23 protein-coding genes are annotated in these 24873 nt (G+C 37.2%); 8 read left to right on the forward strand and 15 right to left on the reverse strand.

Features of this window, described 5'->3' with window-relative positions:
* Window positions 1–20: 20 nt before the first annotated feature.
* From R2R71_RS11200 to tilS, 6 genes are all read right to left on the reverse strand, one after another.
* Window positions 21–467, reverse strand: a complete 447-nt coding sequence (locus R2R71_RS11200; protein WP_316831350.1) for a KTSC domain-containing protein — start codon at window positions 465–467, stop codon at window positions 21–23.
* 174 nt (window positions 468–641) lie between these two features.
* A complete protein-coding gene (bshA, locus tag R2R71_RS11205; RefSeq protein ID WP_316831351.1) occupies window positions 642–1784 on the reverse strand; it encodes an N-acetyl-alpha-D-glucosaminyl L-malate synthase BshA in 1143 nt (380 codons plus the stop codon).
* 131 nt (window positions 1785–1915) lie between these two features.
* A complete protein-coding gene (locus R2R71_RS11210; protein ID WP_316831352.1) occupies window positions 1916–2305 on the reverse strand; it encodes a GxxExxY protein in 390 nt (129 codons plus the stop codon).
* 55 nt (window positions 2306–2360) lie between these two features.
* Complete coding sequence (locus R2R71_RS11215; RefSeq protein WP_316831353.1) at window positions 2361–2834, reverse strand: hypothetical protein; 474 nt, start codon at window positions 2832–2834, stop codon at window positions 2361–2363.
* A gap of 136 nt (window positions 2835–2970) precedes the next feature.
* Entirely contained in the window at window positions 2971–3459 is a 489-nt protein-coding gene (locus R2R71_RS11220; RefSeq protein ID WP_316831354.1) for a hypothetical protein, read from the reverse strand.
* Window positions 3460–4791 (reverse strand): tRNA lysidine(34) synthetase TilS, encoded by a 1332-nt coding sequence (gene tilS / locus R2R71_RS11225; RefSeq protein WP_316831355.1) that lies wholly within the window; start codon window positions 4789–4791, stop codon window positions 3460–3462.
* Window positions 4792–4854: 63 nt separating this feature from the next.
* On the opposite strand from tilS, the gene R2R71_RS11230 reads away from it, so the two are divergent.
* Window positions 4855–7077, forward strand: a complete 2223-nt coding sequence (locus tag R2R71_RS11230; protein ID WP_316831356.1) for an OstA-like protein — start codon at window positions 4855–4857, stop codon at window positions 7075–7077.
* Here the strand turns inward: R2R71_RS11230 and rdgB are convergent.
* Both rdgB and R2R71_RS11240 read right to left on the reverse strand, forming a co-directional pair.
* Window positions 7067–7651: an RdgB/HAM1 family non-canonical purine NTP pyrophosphatase gene (gene rdgB, locus R2R71_RS11235; RefSeq protein ID WP_316831357.1), complete on the reverse strand. Its 585-nt coding sequence runs from the start codon at window positions 7649–7651 to the stop codon at window positions 7067–7069. The two genes, R2R71_RS11230 and rdgB, sit on opposite strands and share 11 nt — an antisense overlap.
* 29 nt (window positions 7652–7680) lie before the next feature.
* Complete coding sequence (locus R2R71_RS11240; RefSeq protein ID WP_316831358.1) at window positions 7681–8334, reverse strand: hypothetical protein; 654 nt, start codon at window positions 8332–8334, stop codon at window positions 7681–7683.
* A 104-nt stretch (window positions 8335–8438) separates the two neighbouring features.
* Between R2R71_RS11240 and R2R71_RS11245 the strand changes: the two genes are divergently transcribed.
* The 4 genes from R2R71_RS11245 (at window position 8439) to R2R71_RS11260 (ending at window position 11714) form a co-directional block, all read left to right on the forward strand.
* Window positions 8439–9026, forward strand: a complete 588-nt coding sequence (locus R2R71_RS11245; RefSeq protein ID WP_316831359.1) for a hypothetical protein — start codon at window positions 8439–8441, stop codon at window positions 9024–9026.
* Between the two features lie 59 nt (window positions 9027–9085).
* Window positions 9086–10447, forward strand: a complete 1362-nt coding sequence (locus R2R71_RS11250; protein WP_316831360.1) for a peptidylprolyl isomerase — start codon at window positions 9086–9088, stop codon at window positions 10445–10447.
* 5 nt (window positions 10448–10452) lie between these two features.
* Window positions 10453–11415 (forward strand): AAA family ATPase, encoded by a 963-nt coding sequence (locus R2R71_RS11255; protein WP_316831361.1) that lies wholly within the window; start codon window positions 10453–10455, stop codon window positions 11413–11415.
* 101 nt (window positions 11416–11516) lie between these two features.
* The gene (locus R2R71_RS11260; protein ID WP_316831362.1) at window positions 11517–11714 is read left to right on the forward strand and encodes a hypothetical protein; all 198 of its coding nucleotides are present in this window, start codon (window positions 11517–11519) and stop codon (window positions 11712–11714) included.
* Window positions 11715–11784: 70 nt separating this feature from the next.
* Here the strand turns inward: R2R71_RS11260 and R2R71_RS11265 are convergent, their stop codons facing one another.
* The 5 genes from R2R71_RS11265 to msrA all read right to left on the reverse strand — a co-directional run bounded on the left by R2R71_RS11265 (window position 11785) and on the right by msrA (window position 17102).
* Window positions 11785–12669: a glycerophosphodiester phosphodiesterase family protein gene (locus R2R71_RS11265; RefSeq protein ID WP_316831363.1), complete on the reverse strand. Its 885-nt coding sequence runs from the start codon at window positions 12667–12669 to the stop codon at window positions 11785–11787.
* 99 nt (window positions 12670–12768) lie between these two features.
* Entirely contained in the window at window positions 12769–13626 is an 858-nt protein-coding gene (locus R2R71_RS11270) for a nuclear transport factor 2 family protein (RefSeq protein WP_316831364.1), read from the reverse strand.
* Window positions 13627–13702: 76 nt separating this feature from the next.
* The gene (locus R2R71_RS11275) at window positions 13703–14683 is read right to left on the reverse strand and encodes a M28 family peptidase (RefSeq protein WP_316831365.1); all 981 of its coding nucleotides are present in this window, start codon (window positions 14681–14683) and stop codon (window positions 13703–13705) included.
* 48 nt (window positions 14684–14731) lie between these two features.
* Entirely contained in the window at window positions 14732–16192 is a 1461-nt protein-coding gene (gene cysS / locus R2R71_RS11280) for a cysteine--tRNA ligase (RefSeq protein WP_316831366.1), read from the reverse strand.
* Between the two features lie 313 nt (window positions 16193–16505).
* A complete protein-coding gene (msrA, locus tag R2R71_RS11285; RefSeq protein ID WP_316831367.1) occupies window positions 16506–17102 on the reverse strand; it encodes a peptide-methionine (S)-S-oxide reductase MsrA in 597 nt (198 codons plus the stop codon).
* 257 nt (window positions 17103–17359) lie between these two features.
* Between msrA and R2R71_RS11290 the strand changes: the two genes are divergently transcribed.
* Together R2R71_RS11290 and R2R71_RS11295 are read left to right on the forward strand one after the other, a co-directional pair.
* Window positions 17360–18322 (forward strand): isopenicillin N synthase family dioxygenase, encoded by a 963-nt coding sequence (locus R2R71_RS11290; RefSeq protein WP_316831368.1) that lies wholly within the window; start codon window positions 17360–17362, stop codon window positions 18320–18322.
* Window positions 18323–18543: 221 nt separating this feature from the next.
* Entirely contained in the window at window positions 18544–19149 is a 606-nt protein-coding gene (locus R2R71_RS11295) for a tetratricopeptide repeat protein (RefSeq protein ID WP_316831369.1), read from the forward strand.
* Between the two features lie 140 nt (window positions 19150–19289).
* Here the strand turns inward: R2R71_RS11295 and R2R71_RS11300 are convergent, their stop codons facing one another.
* Both R2R71_RS11300 and R2R71_RS11305 read right to left on the reverse strand, forming a co-directional pair.
* On the reverse strand, window positions 19290–21107 hold the full coding sequence (locus R2R71_RS11300) for a serine hydrolase domain-containing protein (protein ID WP_316831370.1): 1818 nt from the start codon (window positions 21105–21107) through the stop codon (window positions 19290–19292).
* Window positions 21094–22725, reverse strand: a complete 1632-nt coding sequence (locus tag R2R71_RS11305) for an amidohydrolase (RefSeq protein ID WP_316831371.1) — start codon at window positions 22723–22725, stop codon at window positions 21094–21096. The genes R2R71_RS11300 and R2R71_RS11305 overlap by 14 nt, the downstream gene beginning before the upstream one ends.
* A gap of 272 nt (window positions 22726–22997) precedes the next feature.
* Here R2R71_RS11305 and mutL point away from each other — a divergent pair, with 272 nt between their 5' ends.
* The gene (mutL, locus tag R2R71_RS11310; protein WP_316831372.1) at window positions 22998–24833 is read left to right on the forward strand and encodes a DNA mismatch repair endonuclease MutL; all 1836 of its coding nucleotides are present in this window, start codon (window positions 22998–23000) and stop codon (window positions 24831–24833) included.
* The last annotated feature ends 40 nt before the right edge of the window (window positions 24834–24873 follow it).

Genomic DNA, 24873 nt, shown 5'->3' on the forward strand with positions numbered 1-24873 from the left:
TATGGCAAGTCTTTTTTGTTTTAAGCAGGTTCTGCAACCTTTACAACATTACGATATGGAAAATCGTTAAATATATGTCTGCGGGCAAAACGACCTGGTGAATCTGCATTTACCAGTTTAATATAGATAGCTCTTGGCACATCAAAATATTCGTATGCACTACCATCGAAAAACTGAATGTTCAATACCTGTTGCTTATATTCAAAATCAAGGATATTCGATTTTGTTATCGTTTCAGTATACGTTTCAATATGCTGTTCGCGGGTTTCAGGCGCAATGCTCACCAAAAAGTGGTAAGCCTCAATAATATCTTTACTTCTGGCTTCAGCAGCTAATTTTTCCTCCTCCTGCTGAAATTTATCCGGATGGCAATCTTTCATCAAAGTACGATATACCGATTTAAGATCTTTCAGCTCAGCATTTTTATCTACATTCAAAAGCTTTCTGTAATCAACAATTTTTTTCATCTAACCTGTTTTCTAATATGAAATGTAACCCTTAAATCTTAACCAAAGGTTTTAAGGCCGCAAAGGTACGATTTATAATTGTTTGATTTTGAGAAAGTTTCGATTTATTAAATGCAAAGAAAAAATCCTCACATTAATGCTGTTACAAACTAATATACAGGTATTTGGGGCCACCTAATATTTAGCCTGTAATGAATTCTCAATTACTTCTTTGTAGTAGTCTACATAAGAAGGCAATATTTTCTTTAAATCGAAATCTTGCGCTCTTTTATAGGCATTTTCTTTAAAATACTTCAGCGTTTCATCATTGCTTAAAATGGTAATTGCCTTATTTGCCATATCATCGATATCGCCAACATCGCACATATAACCGCAAAAATCATCGATATTTAATTCAGGCAAGCCACCTGCATTTGAGGTAATAGCAGGAACTTTACATGCCATCGCTTCTAAAGCAGCCAAACCAAAACTTTCCGACTCAGAGGGCATAATAAATAAATCAGAAACTGATAAAATTTCTTCAACAGCATCCTGTTTGCCCAGGAATCGAACGTTATCACAAATATTTAAAGACCTGCATAAACGCTCATCATTTACACGTTCCGGACCATCGCCAACCATTAATAATTTTGAGGGAATTACCGCCTGTACTTTTTCAAAAACACGAATTACATCGGCAGTTCTTTTTACAGTCCTGAAATTACTGGTATGAATTAAGATACGTTCATTATTTGGCGCTATCGCTTTTTTAAAGTGATCCTTTGCCTGCAAACTAAAACGCTTGAAATCTATAAAATTTGGAATCACCTTAATTTCTTTAGTGATGTCAAAATGCCTGTAAGTATCATCCTTTAAGTCTTGCGATACCGTTGTAACACCATCACTTTGGTTAATAGAAAAAGTAACTACAGGTTTATAAGTCGCATCTTTACCAACGAGTGTAATATCTGTACCATGCAATGTGGTAACTACAGGAATATGAATACCGTAGCTTGCCAAAATCTGTTTTGCCATAAATGCCGCCGATGCATGCGGAATAGCGTAATGAACATGTAAAACATCAAGCTGCTCAAAGCGAACAACATCAACTAATTTACTTGCCAGTGCCGATTCGTAAGGGGCATAATCAAACAATGGATAATCCCTTACCGAAACCTCATGATAAAACAAGTTTGCAGAAAAGAAATCGAGCCTTGCCGGCTGACTATAAGTTATGAAATGAACCTGGTGACCTTCATTTGCGAGCGCTTTTCCAAGTTCTGTTGCAACTACTCCACTACCACCAAAAGTGGGGTAGCAAACAATTCCTATCTTCATTGTACATGTATTGTTGTTACCGCAAATGTAACCCAATTATATCTAATATACGTGTAAGACAATTGCAATAAAAAACATTTACAGCAAAGCAATAAACATGAAAATTAATGCAATTAAGAACTATAGGATAATTAAATCAGTACCATTTTTTTAAACTGCAGCTGTTCATCATAAAAATTAATCATTAAAACTATTTTTGGCTTTGAAATGATTAATTGATTAATAATGCTCAAATCGTTTTCAGTAATAACAAAAGGCATTGACCGTATTTCCACAATTATGGAATTATTCACTAAAAAATCTACATAAAAATTATGCCTCAAGGTCATTCCATTCAAATTAACCCCAAAATTTTGTTCGGTGGCAAATGGAATACCTTCAGCGGTAAGCTCCGCTTCATAAGCATTTTTGTAGACTGTTTTTGACAAAGCACGACCTAAAATTTTATGTATTTTAAGCGCAATTTCTATTAGGACCAGACAATTTTCCTTAAGCGGAAATTCATTCAGATTGATATTCATAAAGGAAGAAACAAGGCAAACATTAAACATAGTACAGGTGTAATCAGACCTGCAATTAAAAATTCTGTTTATAATCGTAAATAAGCTTTGGTACCTTATAGCCAACTTTACGCTCCTCGCCCTGAATTTGTGTACGAATATCTTCTACTTTAGCAATCTGCTTATTAAAACGCTCGAGCGCTTTCTGTGCTTCATTTGTGTCGCTTTTAGATTTTTTTGATAACTTATCAATAGCTTTTAGATCAACAGCCGATAAAGAAGAAGTTTTATTACTCTGGTTGCTCATCTGTTCAGCAGAAACTCTAGCGTTCCCATTTGCCTCTAAAAGCTTTTGACGCAATTTTTCTACTTCAGCTTCTTCTTTAGCCTCATCAATTTTAACTTCTAGAAGCTTAATATTTGCTTTGAGTAATTCAATTCTATTTGCTAAGGTATTTACTGAATCTTTTGAAACTCTGGCAGTATAGGTTTGTGCCATTATCGGGAATGCGAAGGCACTACCCAGGAGCATTAATATTATTTTTTTCATAGTGGAATGTTTTATAACACAATCCAATATGCATGCCCGAAAAGGCACACCCGATTATAAGCCGACATGCGGCATTTTAAACATCATTAAGAAAAAAATGGTGATTTTTGAGAAAAATATTCCCCAAGTATTTGGGCTATTTAGATTTTTTCATTTCTTCTTTTATAACAAGAAGCAGTTCATTGGGCCGCTGTGTACCGATGAAATATTCAAGTCCATCGCGATCGGTGAGTACAACAGCGTCTTTCCCTGAAGAGTAAAAGCGGATTGTACCCTTTGTATGCAAATTGTATACTGGGTTGTTGAAAAAGTATCTGCTGTAAGTTGCTTTTCTCACATCAACAATACTGTTTAAGTCGATTTTAACACGTTTAGTTGTCCAAAGCCCATCTAAAATTAAACTGCCATTATCGACAACAATTTTATACTGAATCAGAAACAGTAAGAGCATGGAAACACCGATGATACCGAAACCAACAACAAGAAACAAATCCTGTGTGTTGTCTCTATCGCGTTCGTACACATAAGCAGCAAAACAAAAAGCAGCCATAATAAGCCTGATAAAAATGCGCACATAATCCCTGCCTATGTATTGTTTTTCTATAAATGCGTACTTGCTTTCCACTTAATTAATTTTGACTTCGAATATAGCAACTTTTTTGGTTGCCTTGGTTAATTTGTAACGGTTATCCTGACGCATGCCAACAATCCAGATAATTTCTCCATTTCCGTTAACCAAAATCGGAATATTTACCTTTAAATGCAATGGTAGTTTTTCATCAATAAAAAAGTCGCTAAGCTTCTTAAAACCTTTCATTCCCAATGGAATAAACTTATCACCATACTGCCAGTTCCTTAATATTAATGGAAACTGCAAAAGGCTTTCATCAAGAAAAATCTTGTTTTTATCTGCTTCAAATTTTAAATCGTCAGAAAAAATAAGTCTAAACTGATGGTTACAAAAATCGAAATCAGTTTCATTGATATGAATAATTTTATGCGGATTACTTTGAGTGGTAATTTCGCTAACAATTAAGTCTTCCCGGTTTATAATAGCCTGATGACTGGAGCTAAAAAACTTTACGCCGGTTTGCTTATTCAATGCATCCAGAATCTCTTCAACCACCTTTTCGGTAAAATTATATTCTTTAAGTAGTTCAAAAAGTAAAAGACGTCTAGGCTTAAGTGCTTTTATTTTTGATATAGAAATATAATCACCATCAACTTTATGCAAAATAATTTCTGAAGCAATTTGTTTAATCTGCAAGCCCACAAATAACTCAATTTCTGAAAACCGTTTAATATTATCGGCAAAGGTATTTTCAAGACTAGGGTTGATTGCCTGAAGTTGGGGGATTACTTCATGCCTAAGCTTATTTCTGGTATAATTAGTACTCGCATTGGAGCTATCTTCAACATAATCCAGCTTATTTTCGTCAATAAGCTGATTGATTTCATCGCGTGTTAAAAAAAGTAACGGCCTGATCAACTTATTTCTTTTAGGTAAAATACCATGCAAACCGCTAATTCCTGTACCCCTAATCAGATTAATAAGTACTGTTTCTACAGCATCGTTTTGGTGTTGTGCCAAAGCAATGAGATCATAGCCCTCAGTTGCCCTGATTTCTTCAAACCAGTTATAACGTAACTCCCTGGCGGCCATTTGGGTAGAAATTTTATTTTCTGTGGCATATTTTTTTGTTTCAAAATGCGTTACATAGAAAGGCAAACCAAGGGAAATTGCAAGCATTTTAACAAAATGTTCGTCTCTTTGTGCCTCATCGCCACGTAAATTAAAATTACAATGTGCTACGCCAACAGTAATATCAAGAGCTTTAAAAAGATGCAACATTAATACAGAATCTTTTCCCCCGCTAACGGCCAGCAACACGCGGTCACCCTTGGTAAACAGCTGTTGTTGCTCAATAAAATCCTGAAATCTGTTTAAGGGTAACATCCACCAAAAATATTTAATTTTAACCGGTTTCCAACGTTCGGAACAAAAAACTAACTTTGTAAAGTGCAGAAATTATTTGTCCTTCTTTTTTTCCTCATTTGTCCCCTTCTGATATTCGCTCAGCAGAAAGGATCTATTATTAAAATTGTCTCCTCCGACAGGATTACCGGAGATATGAAAAAAAAAGTAAATTACTTGCGCAATCCGGTTTTTCAACAAGATAACGCTACCTTGACTTGCGACAGTGCCGTTTTTTACACTGAACGCAATTATTTCGAGGCTTATAAGAACGTCCACATCCATCAGCTAACAACAGATATCTACTCAGATGAACTGCAATATGATGGTAATAAAAAACATGCCCATTTAACCAATAATGTTAAAATGGTTGATCCAAAGTCTACCCTAACCACAAATATTTTAGATTATGACATGGTGGCTAAAATTGGCACTTATACCAGTGGCGGTAAAATTGAGACGCAGGATGTTGTACTAACCAGCAAAAACGGTTATTACTTTAATAATAGCAGCGATGCGTATTTCAGGTACAATGTTGTGGTTGTAACCCCGCAAAGTGTTATTAAATCAGACACGATGCGCTATAATGTTGATACCAAATGGACTTATTTTTACGGACCAACGAATATTAAGGGAAAAGACGATAATTTATACACCGAAAACGGCGCATACAATACCCTTAGTGAAGACGCTTACTTTGGAAAAAAGAATTTGTACACGCAAGATACCAAATCGTTAAAAGGCGATAGCTTGTATTATTATGGCAAAATTGGGTACGGTAAAGCGGTAAGAAACATTGTGTTTACCGACAAGAAAGACGGGACCAAAATGTATGGTGATTTAGGGTTTTATTACAAAGCAGATCAACGAACACTGGTTACCAAAAATGCATATGTCGATTTAATTTCTGGCGATTCGGTTACCGTCAACAATAAAAAAAGACCTGATACTTTACGCCTCGGTGCCGATACGCTTGAAACGCAGATGTCGTTACAGAAAACATTAAAATTGATTCCCAAAATCTCAGTAAAGGCCGATAATGAAATTGGTGAAGACGAAGAGGACGCTCCAAAAACAGAAAAAGAAACAACTGATAAAATAGCCCCCCCCACAAATAAGGGACAAAAGCTACCTGTACGAGGAGGAAAAGAACCCAAGAGTAAACGTGAAGAAAAACTTCAGGCAAAAAAAACAATTAATATTCCTGATAATTTAACAGACAGCTTGAAAACCAAAGTAGATTCAGCTGCATTAAATTTAGGAAAAGCCAAAACCGATTCGCTTGTTGGTAAAGCCATAAAAATTACAGATTCGGCAAAGAAAAAACCAGAAAAAATTGCAGCGGTTTTGAATAAACTTCCTAAAGTTACTCCTGACAGTTTGTTAAAAAATATGCCAAAAACAATTAAGGATAGCTTAAATAAACAGGTAAAAAAAGTAAAAACTGATACCGTTGTATTTAACCCTGCGGATACCGTTACAACAAGGGTAATCAGGGCATATCATAATGTTAAGATTTTTAAAAGTAACATCCAGGCGAAAACGGATAGCTTATTCTACACCAGTGCTGATTCTACTTTGCGCTGCTATGGAAATCCAATTATATGGTCGGAAGGTTCTCAGGTAGTTGGCGACACCATATATGTACAGTTTAAAAAGAACAAGTTGAACAACTTACAAGCTTTTAAAAACGCTTTTTTGGTTAACACTCCGGCAGATTCACTTAGATTTAATCAGATAAAAGGGCGTTATATGACAGGTTTTTTCGCTGATGGAAAACTTAAAACCTTATACGTTGATGGAAATGCGGAAAGCATTTATTATACACAGGATGATAGTACAAAGGTGTACAAGGAAATGAACCAAACACTAAGCAGCCGTATTAAATTTACTTTCAAAAATAACGACATAGACGATCTTGTTTATATCAATAGTATTGAAGGCGCACTTAATCCTGAAAATAAAGTACCAAAAGATAATATACTTAAAGGTTTTTCATGGAAACCAAAAGAAAGGCCGAAATCGAAGAAAGAGGCTATAGGTGCTAATGGCATAAAAAAAGCTAAAGTTAAGACTACTCCACCTGCAAAAACAACGGCAAAGGGTTCGGCTATTACAAAACCAACTACACTAAAAACGCCGGGGGTAAAACCCGCTACTCAAAAGGGAACATCGAAAACTGATTCATTATCCAACTTTGGGATAAAACCTATTTTACCCAAAAAAGATTCAACAAAAGTTACACCACCGGTTACGGTTAAACCGTAGGATTAGCTTTTAAAAAAGCGATCATTTTTTGAAGGGCTATAGCTCTGTGGCTGATCTTATTTTTCTCTGCCATGTCCATTTCGGCAAAGGTAATTTCATAGCCATCGGGCTGAAAAATCGGGTCGTAACCAAAGCCTTTCGAACCTGACAATTCAGCCCTGATTGTTCCAGTTATTACCCCCTCAAAAAGATGATTTTCGCCATTCTGCATCAAGGAAATTACTGTTTTAAACTGTGCTTTTCGGTTAGAAATACCACTTAGTTTTGCCAGCACAAGGTTGATGTTTTCCAAACTATCGCGGCTACCTGAATACCTTGCGGAATAAACGCCAGGTTCATTATTTAGGGCTTCAATTTCAAGTCCGCTATCATCAGCAAAGCAATCCAAATGATAATGCGTTGCCACATAACCACTTTTAAGTGAAGCATTACCTTCAAAGGTGTTAGCAGTTTCCGGAATATCTGTAAAACAACCGATATCTTCAAGGTTTAAAACCTCGTAACTTCCGTTCAGAGCCAAACGGATTTCTTCGGTTTTATGTTGGTTATTGGTTGCGAAAACAAGTTTTTTCATTAAAAAATATTGAATTTATAAGTAAGGGATTACTTAAGTTTTTGCAAATTGCCCCAAAGAGATTTTTTTGCAGACAAATCACTATCCAAAGGATGAAGATTAGGAGCAAAAATTATTTTAGTGGTTTCATGCAGGATAATTTCTCCTGCCCAATTGAGGTTTAACTTTAAATGTCCTGCATCAACACCAAAAGCAAGCATAACCGTTGGTTTAAAAAAACCATGTAATTCGGCAAATCCAGTTCCTGGATAATTTGCGTAGTTAACCAGTGCAAAATCTGGCGTACTTAAATCAACCGCTTTTACAATTTTCCGAAGCAACTCCCTTCCTTGTTCGGTACTTACCTCATTCGCTGTGTCATTCACCAGGATAAGTACAGCTTTTTTGTTACCTCCCAAAAATTTGTAACTTTTCGGTGTCTCAGGTTCTTCAAGAATAGGCGTAATCTGATCGTTTTGCGGGTAGCTTTTTACCGATTCACTACTTGTTAAATGACTGTTTTCGTCAGCTTTTGCGATATCAACCGCTTCTTTAACAAGCAATTCTTCCTGATTTATTTTTGGCAAAATAGCCTCCTGCGTTACAACAGCTGGTATTTTTACGCTTTTATCTTCAACAAGAAAAACTTCCTCATTAAAAAATAACCGTAAAGCATTTGCATTGTTGGTAACCTGACTTTCCATTCGTATTTTTGCCGTATAATAATTTCTGTTAAAATTAGTTAAATATCTTATAATAGCCCTGCTTATTGTTACTTTTATCCTTTAAAATTTATAGAACCCTCTGTGTGAGAAAAGCTTATTGCTTATTTGTTTTTAGCTTGTTATGTAGTTCGTTGTTTGCGCAAAACGTGGCCTCCATCAGCAATAAACCATTAAGCAGCAAGGAGTTTATGTGGGCGTATAAAAAAAGTCATAACGGTAATACTTCATCTAACTATAACGATTTACTGGCTTATTTAAATTTGTATATCAATTTCAAATTAAAGGTTTTAGATGCCAGGGAAATGGGAATGGATAAACAAACAGATTATCAGGATGAAGTTAAAACCTATGAAAATGCTTTAGAAACCCATAAAAAAGTGAATAGCTCAGGCAAAGAACACGATTACCTCCTTAACGAATATAAAGAAGGTGTTTTAATGTTTAATATTTCCGAGCAGAAAATTTGGAGTAAAGCACAGGATGACGAGCCCGGTTTAGCAGATTTTTACACGAAGAACAAACAAAATTATAATAAACCATTAGATGAAATACGGGGCGAGGTAATTGCCGACTATCAGATAAAACTGGAAGAAAACTGGCTAGGCAGCCTCAGAGAAAAGTATTCCGTTAAAATTAATGAAAACGAATTAAGAAAATTAGCTAAACAATAACCTGAATACGTTTTAATTAAGCCATTAAGTATTAAATTTGCAATAATATAATAAACAGAATGAAGAAAGTTTTTTTAGTAGTAACTGCTTTGGTTAGCTTGTTTTTTAACAGCTATGCCCAAAAGAACAACATCGATAAAGTTGCTGCTGTGGTAGGTAATAACATTATTTTACTATCCGATTTAAATCAACAATATACGCAATATTTATATCAGGGCCGCCCTGCAGATCCGAATATTAGGTGCATGCTTTTGCAACAAACCTTAACACAGAAATTACTTAAGCAGCAGGCCGAAATCGACTCGGTGATGGTTGATGATGCACAGGTTGACGACGAGGTTAATAGACGTATGCGTTACAGTATGCAACGTGCTGGTGGTCAGGAACGCCTCGAGCAATTTTTAAATAAATCTATTCTTCAATATAAAGATGAGATGAGGCCATCGATTAAAGATGAGCTTATTGCCCAGAAAATGCAGGGAAAGATCACAGAGCATATCAATGTAACACCTTTAGAAGTTGAGAAATATTTTAAATCGTTAGGCGATAGTATTCCTGAATTCGGCACTGAAGTAGAGGTTGGAGAGGTAGTTTTATATCCACAACTTACCAAGGCTGAAAAAGAAAAATTCCATGATAAAATTGAAGCGTTGCGCTTAAGAATTAAAGGTGGAGAAGATTTTGGTGCCTTAGCGAAAGCTTATTCTGAAGATCCGGGTTCAGTTGGCGATGGTGGTGACTTAGGTTTCTTCGACAGAAGCCAGATGGCTAAAGAATTTACGGCCTGGGCATTTAAACTTAAAGCCGGAGAAATGTCGCCGGTATTCGAAACAGAATTCGGTTACCACATTTTACAAGTAATTGAGCGTCGTGGTGAGCAGGTGCACGCCCGTCATATTTTGATTATGCCTAAAAGTACTCAGGCAAGTTTAGACCGTACCCAATTACACGCCGACAGCATTTACAACAACATCATTAATAAAAAGATAAGTTTCGCAGCAGCAGCTAATTTATATTCTGATAATAAAGAAACTAAATATAATGGTGGTATGATGCTAAATGCCGAGAATGTTCAGGCAAGAAGTACCTTTATTCCAATTGAGAAATTAGACCCTTCAGTATTTTTGGTAATTGATACAATGAAAATTGATGGTGTTTCAAAACCACAGTTATTCACCGCGACTGATGGAAAACAAGGTTACCGTATTCTTTACCTGAAATCAAAAATCCCACCTCATAAAGCTAATTTAGCGCAGGATTTCCCTAAAATTAAAGCCGCAGCACAAGAAGATAAAACAAACCGTACCTTAAGCGAGTGGTTTGAAAAACGACGTGAAAATACTTTCATCAAAATTGATGATGAATTTCAAGACTGCGACCAACTTAAAATCTGGACTAAGAAAAAAGCTGAAACTAAATAACGCCAATGCAGTATAAGAACGAAGTAGAAGCCGTAAATGCACTTCATCAATCTTTCAATAACATTAAAGCCGAAATCGGCAAAGTTGTAGTTGGACAAGATGATATCATAAAATCTGTTTTAATTGCCATTTTCAGTAACGGACATTGTTTGCTGGTTGGCGTTCCCGGATTGGCGAAAACTTTACTTGTACAAACTGTTGCAGCTGTTTTAGACCTCAATTTCAACAGAATTCAGTTTACACCTGATTTAATGCCAAGCGATATCATTGGCGCAGAGATATTAGGAGAAGACAGGCACTTTAAATTTATTAAAGGGCCTGTTTTTTCGAATATTATTCTGGCTGATGAAATTAACAGAACGCCACCAAAAACACAAGCGGCCTTATTAGAGGCTATGCAGGAAAAATCGGTTACCGCGGCCGGGCAAACACATGCTTTACCAAAACCATTTTTTGTTCTGGCTACACAAAACCCTATTGAGCAGGAAGGGACATACCCACTTCCCGAAGCACAATTAGACCGTTTTATGTTTAATATTCAGTTAAATTATCCGGCATTTGCCGATGAATTAACAATTGTTAAAAATACCACCAGCAATAAAGCAGTTCAACTGCAAAAAATTATCCATGCTGATGACATCCAGTATTTTCAAAAACTGATTCGTGATATTCCTGTAACCGACAATGTGCTGGAATATGCGGTTAAGTTGGCGGCTAAAACACGTCCAAACAGTGAATTTGCGACTGATGCCATTAATAAATATATCAGCTGGGGTGCTGGTCCCCGTGCTTCTCAGTTCCTTGTTTTAGGTGCTAAATGCCATGCTGCAATTTCTGGCAAGTATGCCCCCGATATTGAAGATGTACAGGCAGTAGCCGAACCAATTCTACGCCACCGTATCGTTCGAAACTACCGTGCAGAAGCAGAAGGTTTATCAATCGAAAAAATTATAAAGGATTTGCTATAATATTTGGAATAGAAATAAAAGTCAAATGTTTATATTTTAAACTTTGTTACTATCTTTACCACACAATTACAAAGCATAAATTTTAAATCAAAATATTCGATATGTCAGCTCACGATTCACACGCACCGGTTCAGCAAACAAAAGGCATTTGGGCTTTACCTTTAACTGCATGGATTATTGTTTTAATCCTTTGCGTAGCATTTACAAGGCCAATTTTTCATCACGAAGAGGAATCTTCTTCACATGAAAAAACAGAAGTTCCGGCTCACGAAAATACTGAAGCTGCTCCACATCACTAAGCTAACTTAGTTTTATAAACAAGAAATGCGCTGAAATAATCAGCGCATTTCTTGTTTAAGCACGAGTGGTTTATTTAATCTGGCTGATTAAATTAGGGTAATCGGTAATTACGCCGTCTACACCAAGGCTCATAAAATATTTTATTTCCTTAACGGTATTTACAGTCCACGGAATAATTTTAATACCCATATCGTGGCAACGGTCAACCAGCCCCTTACCTACCAACACTGAATAAGGGCTGTAAATTGTTGGTTTAAACCCCAGTTTCGAGATATAATCTTCGAAAGGCTCTTTCTCATCAATAAGTAGTGATGTCTGAATTTTAGGATACTTTTCATGTAAATACTGAAGAGTCCGCATATCGAACGATTCGATGATTACCCGTTTTGTAAGTTTTTTTGCGATGATGACGTCCATCAATAAATCAACAAATTCTGCTGGTTCGGGATGAAATTCATTATCGCCATTTTTAATTGTTTTGGTTTCGATGCTGTAAACTGGTTTTGCCAGTTTATTTGCTTTAACATAAGCTTCCACTTCATCTATTGTTTCAGCAAGCAGCGGCTTGTAAGCCTTAAATTTCATCTGGCCGGGAAACCTTGAATGTACTTTACTACCCACATCAAACTTCTTAATCTCATCATAATTCATTTTATAGATATTAAAGTTCTTCTGCTCTTTTAAGGTTATAGGCTTGCCATTTGGCTGTAGTGAAATTTCGTTATTGAAATAAGGCTCCTGCGATAAAACGACCTGTTTATCTTTGGAAATTACAGCATCCATTTCCAATGTGGTTACGCCTAGATCTAATGCTTTAAGCATCCCTTTAATTGTATTTTCGGGCATTATACCACGGGCTCCTGCTTTTCCCTGTACATCGAATTTTTGTTTTTGTGCAGCGGCATTTAAAAATAATAATAGTAAAAACGGATAAAGAAGTAATTTTTTATGCATGAAATTCATTTTAGGAATAAACGTAAAATTAAGGATTTACATATAAAAAAAGGGCTTTCTTTTTACGGAGAGCCCTTTTCACAAATTCACATTAAAATATTATCTGTCTGCAGGTACAAAAGCCTGAACAATTAAGTTCCAGCTTGCATCAGCAGCTTTTTCATAAATAAATACGTAGTTAAAGCTTTCTCTTAAATCGGCCTTATAATCAATGGTTGCAACACCATAAGTATAAGCTAAATCACTTCCTAATGCTTTATCAACTCCAGTTGTTTTTAAATTTATTTTACTCACCATTCCATTTAAAAAAGAAAGGATTTTACCTTTTCCTTCAATAGCCTCATTTCCAGGAAATAGTAAGCGGGCATCATTCATTAAGAAACCACCGAAAGCTGCAATACCATGCGTTTTTAAAAATGTATTGAGTGTCTTTTCAGTAGTAAGAATCACATCTTTACTGGCTTTTTGCTCTTTCTCATTTAAAAACTTCGGAATAAAACGGTCTTTTGGTTCTTCGAAACGCGTAGTTACTTTAGCAAGAGGTTTGTTACTCTCCGTTCCTAAATCAATCGCTAGTTTCCATGTACCATTTTCTGCTTTCCAGATAGAAAGATACTGGCCATATTTTTTTTCAGCTCCGGCTAATTCATATGGTCCTGTGGTAAAGCCTAAATCGCCACTGCGCGATACTTTGGCAAAATTCGGCTCCCATGAAACTTCATTACTACCTTTAGTTTGTCCGGCATAAAATGTTTTAGCATTAACAGGATTAGGCCTGAATACCAATGTATTTGCCGATGAATATTCGATGTAAGATTCTTTATCGCCTTTTTTAGCAATAGATTTTGCAAAATCTTTTTCAGCATTCACAAGCGACTTGGTGGTTCCATCACTTTTCTGTGCAAAGGCACTCAAAGTTAAAGCAACGGCAAAAGTAGTAGAGAGTATTCTTTTCATTTGTTCTTAATAAGGTACGGCGAATATAAAATTTTCCTGAAGGTATGTTTCTAAAAGTAATTAACAATTACACATTTTACTTTTCGCGATAAATGGTTTCGAGTACCGTTTGCCCAGTTGCCTTTAATGTATTTTTATCAATGTTTGCCAGGTTATCTAACTGGGTATGCCAGTTAATATAAAAACCGCTGTTATCGTTGTAGTGAATAATATCAATTGATGGCACACCGGCTTTATTCATCCAGAAATGATCGTCGACCAGTTTACCGCTTGGAATACTTACGAAATATGATGAATAACCTATTTCGCTCCCGATATTCCAAACTTTATTTACAACATCTGGTGCCGACTGACGGGAAATTTCATCCTGACTAAACTGTGCGTTTCCACCGCCAACCATATCGAGGTTAATACCATACAATGCTTTGTAACCAGTGGCCATAGCATTCTTAGCCCAATATTGAGAGCCCAAACACCAGGTTGTTTCATCAGGTGTTTCGTCATTAGCCTTACCATAATCTTCCAGGTCCCATAAAACAAAATCGACACCGACTCCCGGTTGTTTCTGCTGAATTTGCCTAGCCATTTCCAAAATTACGGCAACGCCACTTCCTGCATCGTTTGCTGCATCAAAAGGCTTGGTGTGGTTTGCCGCATCAGTATCCTGATCCGAAAAGGGCCGGGCATCCCAATGCGCTGCTACTAAAACACGGTTCTTTTTCTCCGAACCAAAACTTGCAAGAATATTTTTAAGCTGATAGTTTTTGCCATCGTATGTAGTGGTTTTAGCACCTTGTAGTTTAACATCGGCACCAAACGATTTAAGTTTAGCCACCAGGTAATCGGCACATTTCTGGTGTGCTTCAGTTCCTGGTATACGTGGACCGAAATCTACCTGAGCTTTAGTATAGGCAAAGGCACTATCAGCGTTAAATGCTGGCGAAACTAATTTAATTTCGGGTGTAGCCGATTCAACGTCAGTTGTTTTGTTATCGTTTCTACAAGCCTGAAAGCTAACTAAAGCGATCAAGGGCAGTATTAAAAGTTTTTTGTTCATTTTAAAAAACCGAATTATAGTTTAATGGCTGAAGCTGGCAACATTTAATTAAGATTTGCTCCAGGTTGTGCCTTCTTTACTGTCTTTAAGTTGAATTCCCAGTTCCTGCAAGCCGATTCTTATTTTATCAGATGTGGCATAATCCTTATTAGCCTTTGCTTCCTTACGCAAATCGATTACCATCTCCAAAACACTGTTTAATTCAAGGTTATCTGATTCTTCATCTTTCAAACCTAAAATATCAAATACAAAATCCTGAATCAATTGCTTTAATTTAGCCAATTCCGAAGCAGAAATCTTGCCTTTACCATCGTAAACGATATTGATAATCCGAACAGCTTCAAATAATTCAGCTATTAAAACCGGACTGTTAAAGTCATCATTCATGGCATTGATAGCGTTCGTTTTCAAAACATCGATATCGAAATCACTCTGTTCAGAAGCAGAAAGTTTATCGAGCAGGTTTACGGCGGCCATTAAACGGCGGAAGCCTTTTTCTGATGCATCGAGCGCATCATTAGAAAAATCCAAGGTACTGCGGTAATGTGCCTGCATCATAAAGAATTTAACAGTCATCGGGCTATAGCCTTTTTTAAGCAAAGGATGGTCTCCGGTGAACAATTGCAAGGGCAAAAAACCATTTCCTGCCGATTTCGACATACGTGTACCATTTACCGTAAGCATATTGGTGTGCATCCAGAAACGTGCAGGCTGGTGATGGCTACAGGCCTCAGATTGCGCAATCTCATTGGTATGATGTGTAGCTGCAAGATCCATTCCGCCTCCGTGAATATCAAATTCAGCACCAAGGTATTTAGCACTCATTGCCGAACATTCTATATGCCAGCCAGGAAAACCCATGCCCCAAGGCGACTGCCATTGCATTAAAGTTTCAGGCTTTGCTTTTATCCAAAGCGCAAAATCCAAACGTCCTCGTTTCTCATCCTGACCACCCAATTCCCGGGTGTTGTTCAGCATGTCTTCGAGGTTTCTGTTCGTTAAAATTGTATAGTTATATTCCTTGCTATATTTTTCTACATCGAAATAAACATTGCCATCAATTTCATAAGCATAACCATTTTTAATGATGACCTTAATCATCTCAATCTGCTCAATAATATGGCCGGTTGCGGTGGGTTCAATACTAGGTGGCAAAGTGTTAAACATGCGCATTACATCATGGAAACCAAGCGTATATTTCTGCACAATTTCCATAGGCTCCAACTGCTCAAGCTTAGCTCTTTTTGCAAATTTATCATCACCTTCATCCCTGTCGCCTTCCAAATGGCCGGCATCGGTAATGTTACGTACATAACGAACCTTGTAACCAACGTATTTCAGGTACCTGAAAATTAAGTCGAAAGACATAAATGTGCGGCAATTGCCTAAATGTACATCACTGTAAACAGTAGGTCCACAAACATACATCCCAACATTGGGTGCATTTAACGGTTGAAAATGTTCTTTTTTACGAGAAAGCGTATTGTAAAGCTGTAAGCCGGTATTCATATTGCAAATGTAATATTTACCATCGTAAAGTTTCGGAAATGGCCAATTGTTTAATTGCTCCCTGTGTTTATTTTGACAATATGCAAATGATTTTCTCCTTTTTGAAAAGCAAAACCTGCATTTCTATTTACATCAGCCCTGCTTTACATTACAATCTTTTTCAAAGCCATAAGGTTTTAAAAACCTTATGGGCTTTATCAAAAGTATTTTCATTGCAATCAGGTTTAGGAAACAAAAGATTGTGCCAAAAACACAAAACCGGGCATAAACCATTTAACTGATTTAGTGCCCGGTTCTTCTATAATTTGATTACTTATTTAAGCTTTGCTTTAAATACTTTTTCAAGCTTTTCCAGTTTTGGTAAAATTACCAATCTGCAATATGGCGCATCAGCATTGTTTTTATAGTAGTTCTGATGGTAAGCCTCTGCTACGTAGAATGGCTGCGCAGCTTCAATAGCAGTTACCACTTTTTTGCCGTAAGCATTTGTAGCATTTAATTCGGCTTTGTATTTCTCAGCCAATTCCTTTTGATCTGGTGTATGGTAAAAAATAACTGAACGGTATTGTGTGCCGCTATCTGCTCCCTGGCGATTTAAAGTGGTTGGATCATGGCTTTTCCAAAAAACTTCAAGCAAATCTTTATAGGTAATTTGCATCGGATTATAAGTAATTTCCAGAACCTCGGCATGACCAGTAAACCCGGTACAAACTTCCTCATAAGTTGGATTAGCCACTTTACCACCCTCATAGCCTGATTTTACTGAAACCACGCCTTTTAATTTCTGAAATATTGCTTCTGTACACCAGAAACACCCCATCCCAAAGGTTGCCTTTTCTGTTTTCTTCCCTTGAGCATTAGCCTGATTTAAAAGCAATACCGATAATACGATTAAAACTATTCTTTTCATGTTGTTGTGTGTTTAATTCAAAAGCCTAATTAAAACAGTAGGGCTTTCTACTTACTATATTACGAAATAAACCTACCTAAAGTTTCGCTCCTTTTAATAATGGATTTTGTATGACAATCGAAACATTCTGTGGATTTCAAAACAATTGTTAATAACTTAACATATTGAATATTAAAATTTTAAATAGCATTTATCGAACACAACAACACTTATTAACATATCTTTTTTAAATTCGTATAACATTAAAACATAATATTATGTCTACACCTTATATTCCATGTTTAGATTTAGGCTCGTACATTAACGGAACTGAAGAAGAACGCAAAAAGTTTTCTGATGAGCTAGGAAGAGCTTTTAACGATTCTGGTTTTGTAACCATTACTAATCATGGTTTAAGTCAGGAATTAATCGATAAGCTTTACGAAAATATTAAAGCAGCCTTTGCATTACCAGTTGAAACAAAGCGTAAGTATGAAAAACCTGAGCTTGCCGGCCAGCGTGGCTATACAAGTGCCGGGAAAGAAACTGCAAAGGGCGCTAAAACACCCGACTTAAAAGAATTCTGGCAAATTGGACAGGAAGTTACCGATGGCGATCCTGTAAAAAACGAATACCCTGACAATGAAGTTTTAGAAGAACTACCTGATTTTAACAAGGTAACAGGCGATATTTATAAAAAACTGGAAGAGAACGGAACGCATCTTTTACGTGCAATTGCAACCTATTTAGAATTACCAATTAATTATTTCGATAAACATGTGCATAACGGAAATTCGATTTTAAGGGGCATCCACTATTTCCCTATTGAAAACCCGGAAACCATTCCTGATGACGCCGTACGTGCCGGAGCCCATGAAGACATCAACCTGATTACTTTATTAATTGGTGCCAGCGCCGATGGACTTGAGGTTTTAACCCGCAGCAACGAATGGTTACCAATTAAAGCACACCATACTGATATTGTGGTAAATGTGGGCGATATGCTGCAACGCTTAACTAACAATAAATTAAAATCGACAACACACCGGGTGGTTAATCCACCACGTGAACTGATGAAGACCTCACGTTTCTCGGTACCGTTTTTCCTGCACCCGCGTAGCGATATGGATTTAACAAGCCTACCTTCTACCATTGATGCAGCGCACCCGAAAGCTTATACAGATATGACGGCAGGCGAATATCTTGATGAAAGATTAAGAGAAATAGGATTGAAGAAATAAAAACAGCATAATATCTTATTTCAGTTTCAGTAAAAAAATTATTATAATTATTACTTGAAAGCACCAGCTAAAAGCTGGTGCTTTTTTTATTGCACAAAATTTAATGTTTCAATCAATTAGCTGCAAACAGAAAAATTACTTCACACAGTAACAGCCGTAAACTTCAAGCATCATAAACTACTAATAATTGAATTTTAACAAATAACTTCTACCTTAACCCCATGAAAAAAATCTGCTTTATCAATCTCGTTCTGTTTGTATGCTTTACTACTTCTTTATTAGCACAAAGCCAACAAATAAAAGACTTATACTGGGACTACACTGTAATCAGAACCACTCAAACCGAAAGACCAAAGGCTATTACAACTACGCTCGATGTCCTAAAACGTTCATCAGAATTAAGTGCTAAGCAAATTGCCAATGCCACTTATCATTTAGGAAGGCTTTATGAAGAAACCAACCAGATGAACCTGGCAATTCCTTATTATGAGAAAAGCATTAAACTCACCCCAGGCTATTATGTTCCATATCTAGCCTTAGGCAATCATTACTTTAAAGATTGCCAGGAAATGGTACAAAAAATGAATGCCGCTGTTGATGGCAAAAATTTGGTCATCTACAACAAATTGGTAGAGGATTACAAAAAACTATCAACTAAAACTGCTTTCTATTTAGAAAAATCTTACGCCTGCGATCCTGACGAATCAACTAAAAGTACCATCATATACCTTTATCAGTCTTCAAAAAACAATGAAGCATTCAAAACTTTCGATGCAAGGATAAAAAAACTTACTGAAGATTGTGTTACGCTATTGGATGATGAGTAAAATTTAGTGGCATTTTCTAAAACTCTCATTTATTACAAAGCGGAGAAATCTTTTAACGTTGAATAATAACCACGCGAATTAAAGATCTCTCCGTTGTGCTACGCTTCAATCGAAATGAAAGCGTAACTTTAATATCAAATTTATTTCTTTGATTCGTCTATCGCCTTATTTACAACATCCTGAATCCTTCCCCTGATTTTTAAATTCGACAGTTTGTCGGTAACGGTTGGATTAACCCGGTTCGATAGAAAAACGTAAACCAATCCACGCGATGGATCTACCCAAACGCAGGTACCCGTGTAACCTGTATGCCCATAGGTTTGTGATGAAGCTAAATCAGAGGGATAATGTTTCGTTGTATCCGGATCCCAGCGATCGAAACCTAAACCACGGCGGCTCACTGCTGATTGCTTTGAAGTAAACATATCTACGGTTGAGGTTTTAAAATATTCTTCACCACCGTAGGAACCCCGATTGAGCAACATCTGGTAAATAATAGCCAGATCGTTTGCACTGGCAAATAAGCCTGCGTGACCAGAAACTCCTCCTGCCAGTGCCGCACCCTGATCGTGCACATACCCTACCAGTAAAGTCTTTCTAAAATATTTATCGTCTTCTGTCGGAATAATCCTATCGGCACTAAAACGGTTTCTGGGCAAAAATCCGGCTGTTTGCATCCCCAATGGCTTATAAAAATTATCGTAAGCGTATTGATTTAAAGGCTCTTCGCTAATATGTTCAACAATATCTTTCATCACATACATGCTGATATCGCTGTAAACATATTGCCCACGGGTTTTTATTGGCGAATTCAGCATCTTTGGCCACATAAAATCTTTGAAAAACCCTTTCTTGATATAGTAGTTATCAGCTACTTTCGTTGGAAAGGCTGCCGAAGAATCCCTGCTGTAATCACCTGTTTTAACGTAATCGTGAAAAGGGATATAAGGAATAAAACCAGCCTGATGTAGCATTACCTCACGGATTTGAATATTATTCATCGGTGTGGTTCTCGCTTTCGGAATATAAGCACCAATATTGGTATCGAGCTTTAGCTTACCTTCTTCAAAAAGGCGCATTACCGAAGGTGTTGTTGCTGTTACTTTGGTTACAGAGGCCAGATCAAAAATATCGGTTACCTTATCCGGCAATGCCGAATCGTAAGTATGTGTTCCGTAAGCCTTATTAAAAATTACTTTCCCGTCTTTAGCCACCAGCACAACCAAACCTGGTGTTGCCTTCTGACTAATTGCTTCTGCAGCAATGGCATCAATTTCCTTTAAATTATTCGAGTTTAAACCTGCATCTTCCGGAACGGTATATTTTAAACGTATAGCAGTGGTAGTGAAACCTGAACCCATGGTATATTTTGCCGAGAAAGCAGTGGTAAGCTTATTTGTTGCTGCAATACCTCCAAAAATATACTGCGGAACAATTGCCGCTGCATCAGCAGAATTCTGGGCCGTCCATACAATAGGTGCTGTTACAACATCAAACGATTTTAAACCAGTTCCGTTTCCAAAATATGAAATGATAACCGATTTACTCTTACTGATGCTGTTAATAAAATTGATATACTTCGCCTTGTTGATATTCTGGTCGTCGATAGAAACCAGGATAGTATTAAAGTATTTCAAATCATCTTCAAGATCGTTCAGATTTACGCTATCTTTATAAGCATCGGCTGAAAAAGAGGTTATTTTGTCATATTTATTTGCCAGGCTATCAAAAACACTGCTGTAAATAAAGCTTAAACTTACTGAGGCAATGTTTTTCTTACCAAGCGTTTTTAGCGGAATGATCGTATCCTGATTATTCAGTAACACTGTCGATTTTGATATGGTATTGGCAATAGAAAGTTTTTTTTCATTGGTGGCATGCTCCTGTGCACAAGCCATTAAACATAAAACATTTAAGAAACCCGCCGCTGCGAGAATGATTAATCTACTTCGCTTCATATACTTTTTCTCCGTTCAAATAGGTTTTTAAAACTTTAGTTTTTAAGATGTTTTGTGGTGATGATTTTAAAATGTCGTTATCTAGTATTACAAAATCCGCAAGTTTACCAATCTCCAGACTACCTTTTTCATTTTCTTCAAAATTAGCCTTGGCTGCCCAAATGGTCATTCCTTTAATGGCTTCTTCAGGCGTTAAAGCATTTTCCATCTGGAAGCCTCCTTTTGGGAAACCTTTGGCATCCTCACGAACCGTTGCAGCATAAAACGTTAATAAAGGATTAATGTTTTCAACAGGAAAATCAGTACCCAGTGGAATCCAGCCATTTTGCTTCAGCAATTGTTTATAGGCATAAGCATCTTTCAAGCGTTGTACGCCCAGCCTTGCTCCTGCCCAATACATATCTGATGTAGCATGAGTGGGCTGTACAGAAGGGATAATCGTTGCCTTTCCGAATAAGTCAAAATCGCTGGCGTTAACTACCTGCGCATGCTCAATTCTCCAACGTTTATCATTTTTACCCTTTAAAACGTTATTGTAAATTTTCAGCATCACCCGGTTTGCCGAATCACCGATCGCATGTGTACACATCTGGAAATTATGTTCAGCAATTTTTGCAGCAACTTCTTCGTAATGCTTCACATCACTTAGTAAAAAGCCAGATTTCTCAGGCATATCGGTGTAAGGTTTTAACAGGCATGCTCCACGGGAGCCTAAGGCACCATCTGCATACACTTTAAAGGCCCGTACATTTAACCGGTCTGTTTTGATCGCTCCTCTTTTAAACAAGTAGTTGTAATTTTGTTCGGCATCAGAAAGCATTACATATAAGCGCATCTTCAGCTTGTTTTCTTTCTGAAGTTTCTCAATAAAATCAACTGCTTCAAAACCTAAACCGCAATCATCAATTGTGGTTAGCCCGGCAGCAAAACAATTTCGTTGTGCATCGGTTAAAATCTTCTCTGCAAGTTTTGCATCAGGCGAAGGGATTTTACTTTCTACAAGACTAACGGCATTATCAATTAATACACCGGTAAGTTTACCGTTTTTAGTCAGCATATCGCCTCCTGTTAATTTCTGTTCACTCTTTATTCCGGCATCGTCAAATGCTTTCTGGTTAGCTATTGCAGCATGACCATCTATACGATTCAAAAACACCGGTCGGTTGGGGAAAAGTTGAGTAAGCTTTTCGTTGGTTGGAAAGGCTTTATTGCTCCAGTCGTTCTGGTCCCAGCCATTTCCGATTAACCAGCCATCAGGATGTGTTTTGGCAAAACTCACGAGCCTTTCCACAACTTCATCCCATGATTTTGTTTCCCTTAAATCGGCGGTTTGTAAGCTTTGCCCATAACCGAAGAAATGCGCATGAGCATCGATAAAACCAGGATAAACAGCCTTGCCTCGAGCATCAATTTCATCAGCAGCGCTGAATTTATCTCTAATTTCATCGGCTTTACCCAGCGCAAGTATTTTTCCATCTTTAACAGCGAAAGCTTCAACTGTATCGAATTTTGCATTAATTGTATAAACCTTAGCGTTATAAACAACCACATCTGCCTTTTCCTTCCCGCAGGATGATAGAAAAGCAACTAAACTTAGTGCGTAGATTAAGGATTTCATATTGATAAAGATAGAAAAAATGTAAGCAGATGTGTCTGTAAATTAAATGTTGCCTACACCTATACAGTTAGCGGCAAAACCATGCACATTTTAGGGCAAAGCATTACCTGTTTGTCAAAAGATTGCTCCTTGCCTCGCTATGATGAATTTCACATTGTTAACCGACAATATTTAAACATAATACCCACAGTCATTTACATGTTGAGTTTTAAACAAAGCGCATGCATTAAGCTTATTTTGCATAATTTAGCAAATTCACATTGCCGTATTACATGACTGATATTATTCACCTCTTACCTGATGCTGTTGCCAATCAAATTGCTGCCGGAGAAGTTGTTCAACGACCTGCTTCTGCTGTAAAAGAATTGCTCGAAAATTCTATTGATGCCGGTGCCGACAAAATACAGCTGGTAATAAAAGATGCAGGTAAAGCGCTGATTCAGATAATCGATAATGGCTGTGGCATGAGTGTTACTGATGCAAGGATGTGTTTCGAACGCCATGCTACTTCAAAAGTTAAAAAAGCTGAAGATTTATTTGCCATCCGCACCATGGGTTTTCGCGGAGAGGCTATGGCATCAATTGCCGCCATTGCGCAGGTGGAGATGAAAACCCGCCGGCATGAAGATGAAATTGGTACCTGCATCACAATTGAAGGTGCGCAGGTGATTTCTCAAGAACCTGTGGCAACTTCTCCAGGTACTCAAATCGCTATAAAAAATTTGTTTTTTAATACTCCGGCAAGAAGGAATTTCCTGAAGAGCAATCCGGTTGAAATGCGTCATATCATCGACGAATTTCAGCGTGTTGCACTAGCCCATCCCGGGGTGTTTTTTAGTTTGCACCACGATGGAACCGAAATTTTCAACCTTCCGAAAGGTAATTTGAAACAACGTATCATTCATTTGTTTGGCAATAACTACAACGAACGTTTGGTTCCTGTTGAAGAAGATACAACGATTATAAACCTTAAAGGTTATATCGGCAAACCTGCATTTGCCAAGAAAACAAGAGGCGAGCAGTTCTTTTTTGTGAACAACCGCTTTATTAAAGATCCTTATTTAAACCATGCGGTGAGCTCGGCCTTCGAAGATTTGCTGCCAGATGACAGCTATCCGCTCTATGTTTTATTTATAGAAATAGACCCGGCTAAGATTGATGTAAACGTCCATCCAACCAAAACTGAAATCAAATACCTCGATGAGAAATCTATCTACGCTATCTTAAAATCGGCAGTTAAGCGCTCAATTGGAAGATACAACATTTCCCCTACGCTTGATTTCGACCAGGAAACGGGTTTCAGCAATATGATTTCGCCAAAGGCAGTTGAAGACATTGTTCCACCAAGCATAAATTTTAATCCAGATTTTAATCCTTTCGCTACCGAATCCAGCTCTGCATCTGGCTATTCGTCAGCATCAAGAAACTATGAGGCAAAACCCAGTGCAAAAAACTGGGGTTCGCTCTATGAAATAACGAAGGAGCCGGTAGTTGAACAAACGTCTTTTTATAGTGAGGAAACACCTCTGGAAACCCGGCAAAAACAATATATGCAATTGCATAACCGTTATATCGTTTCGCAAATTAAATCGGGTTTAATGGTTATCGACCAGCAAATGGCTCATGAGCGCATTCTTTATGAGCGTTTCCTGATCCACCTCGACGACCGTAAAGGGGCTTCGCAACAAAGTTTATTTCCGCAAACTATAACGCTTAATGCCAATGATTTTGAACTGGCTAAAAGTTTGCTTGATGACATTAAAAGTTTAGGCTTTGATGTTCGTGAGTTTGGAAAAAACACACTGGTTGTAGAGGGCATTCCGGTAGATTTAGGTAGCTCAAACATTAATGAAACACAATTGTTTGAACAGCTGATTGAAGGTTTTAAAAATACACAGCAGGAATTAAAATTAACCAAACGCGATAGCCTTGCCCGAAGTTTGGCAAAAAACAGTGCGATAAAGGCAGGAACTAGTTTAGGACAGGAAGAAATGAACACCTTAATTGATGAACTTTTTGCCTGTAAAACACCTAACTTTAGCGTGAGTGGCAAACCAATTATCCAAACAATTACCTTAGCCGAACTGGATAAAAAATTTGAGAAATAAAATGAAGCTGAATGCAATAACAAATTAAAAGGCTAAAGCG

It is taken from the genome of Pedobacter aquatilis (assembly GCF_032678405.1).
GTDB classification, from domain to species: Bacteria; Bacteroidota; Bacteroidia; order Sphingobacteriales; family Sphingobacteriaceae; genus Pedobacter; species Pedobacter aquatilis_A.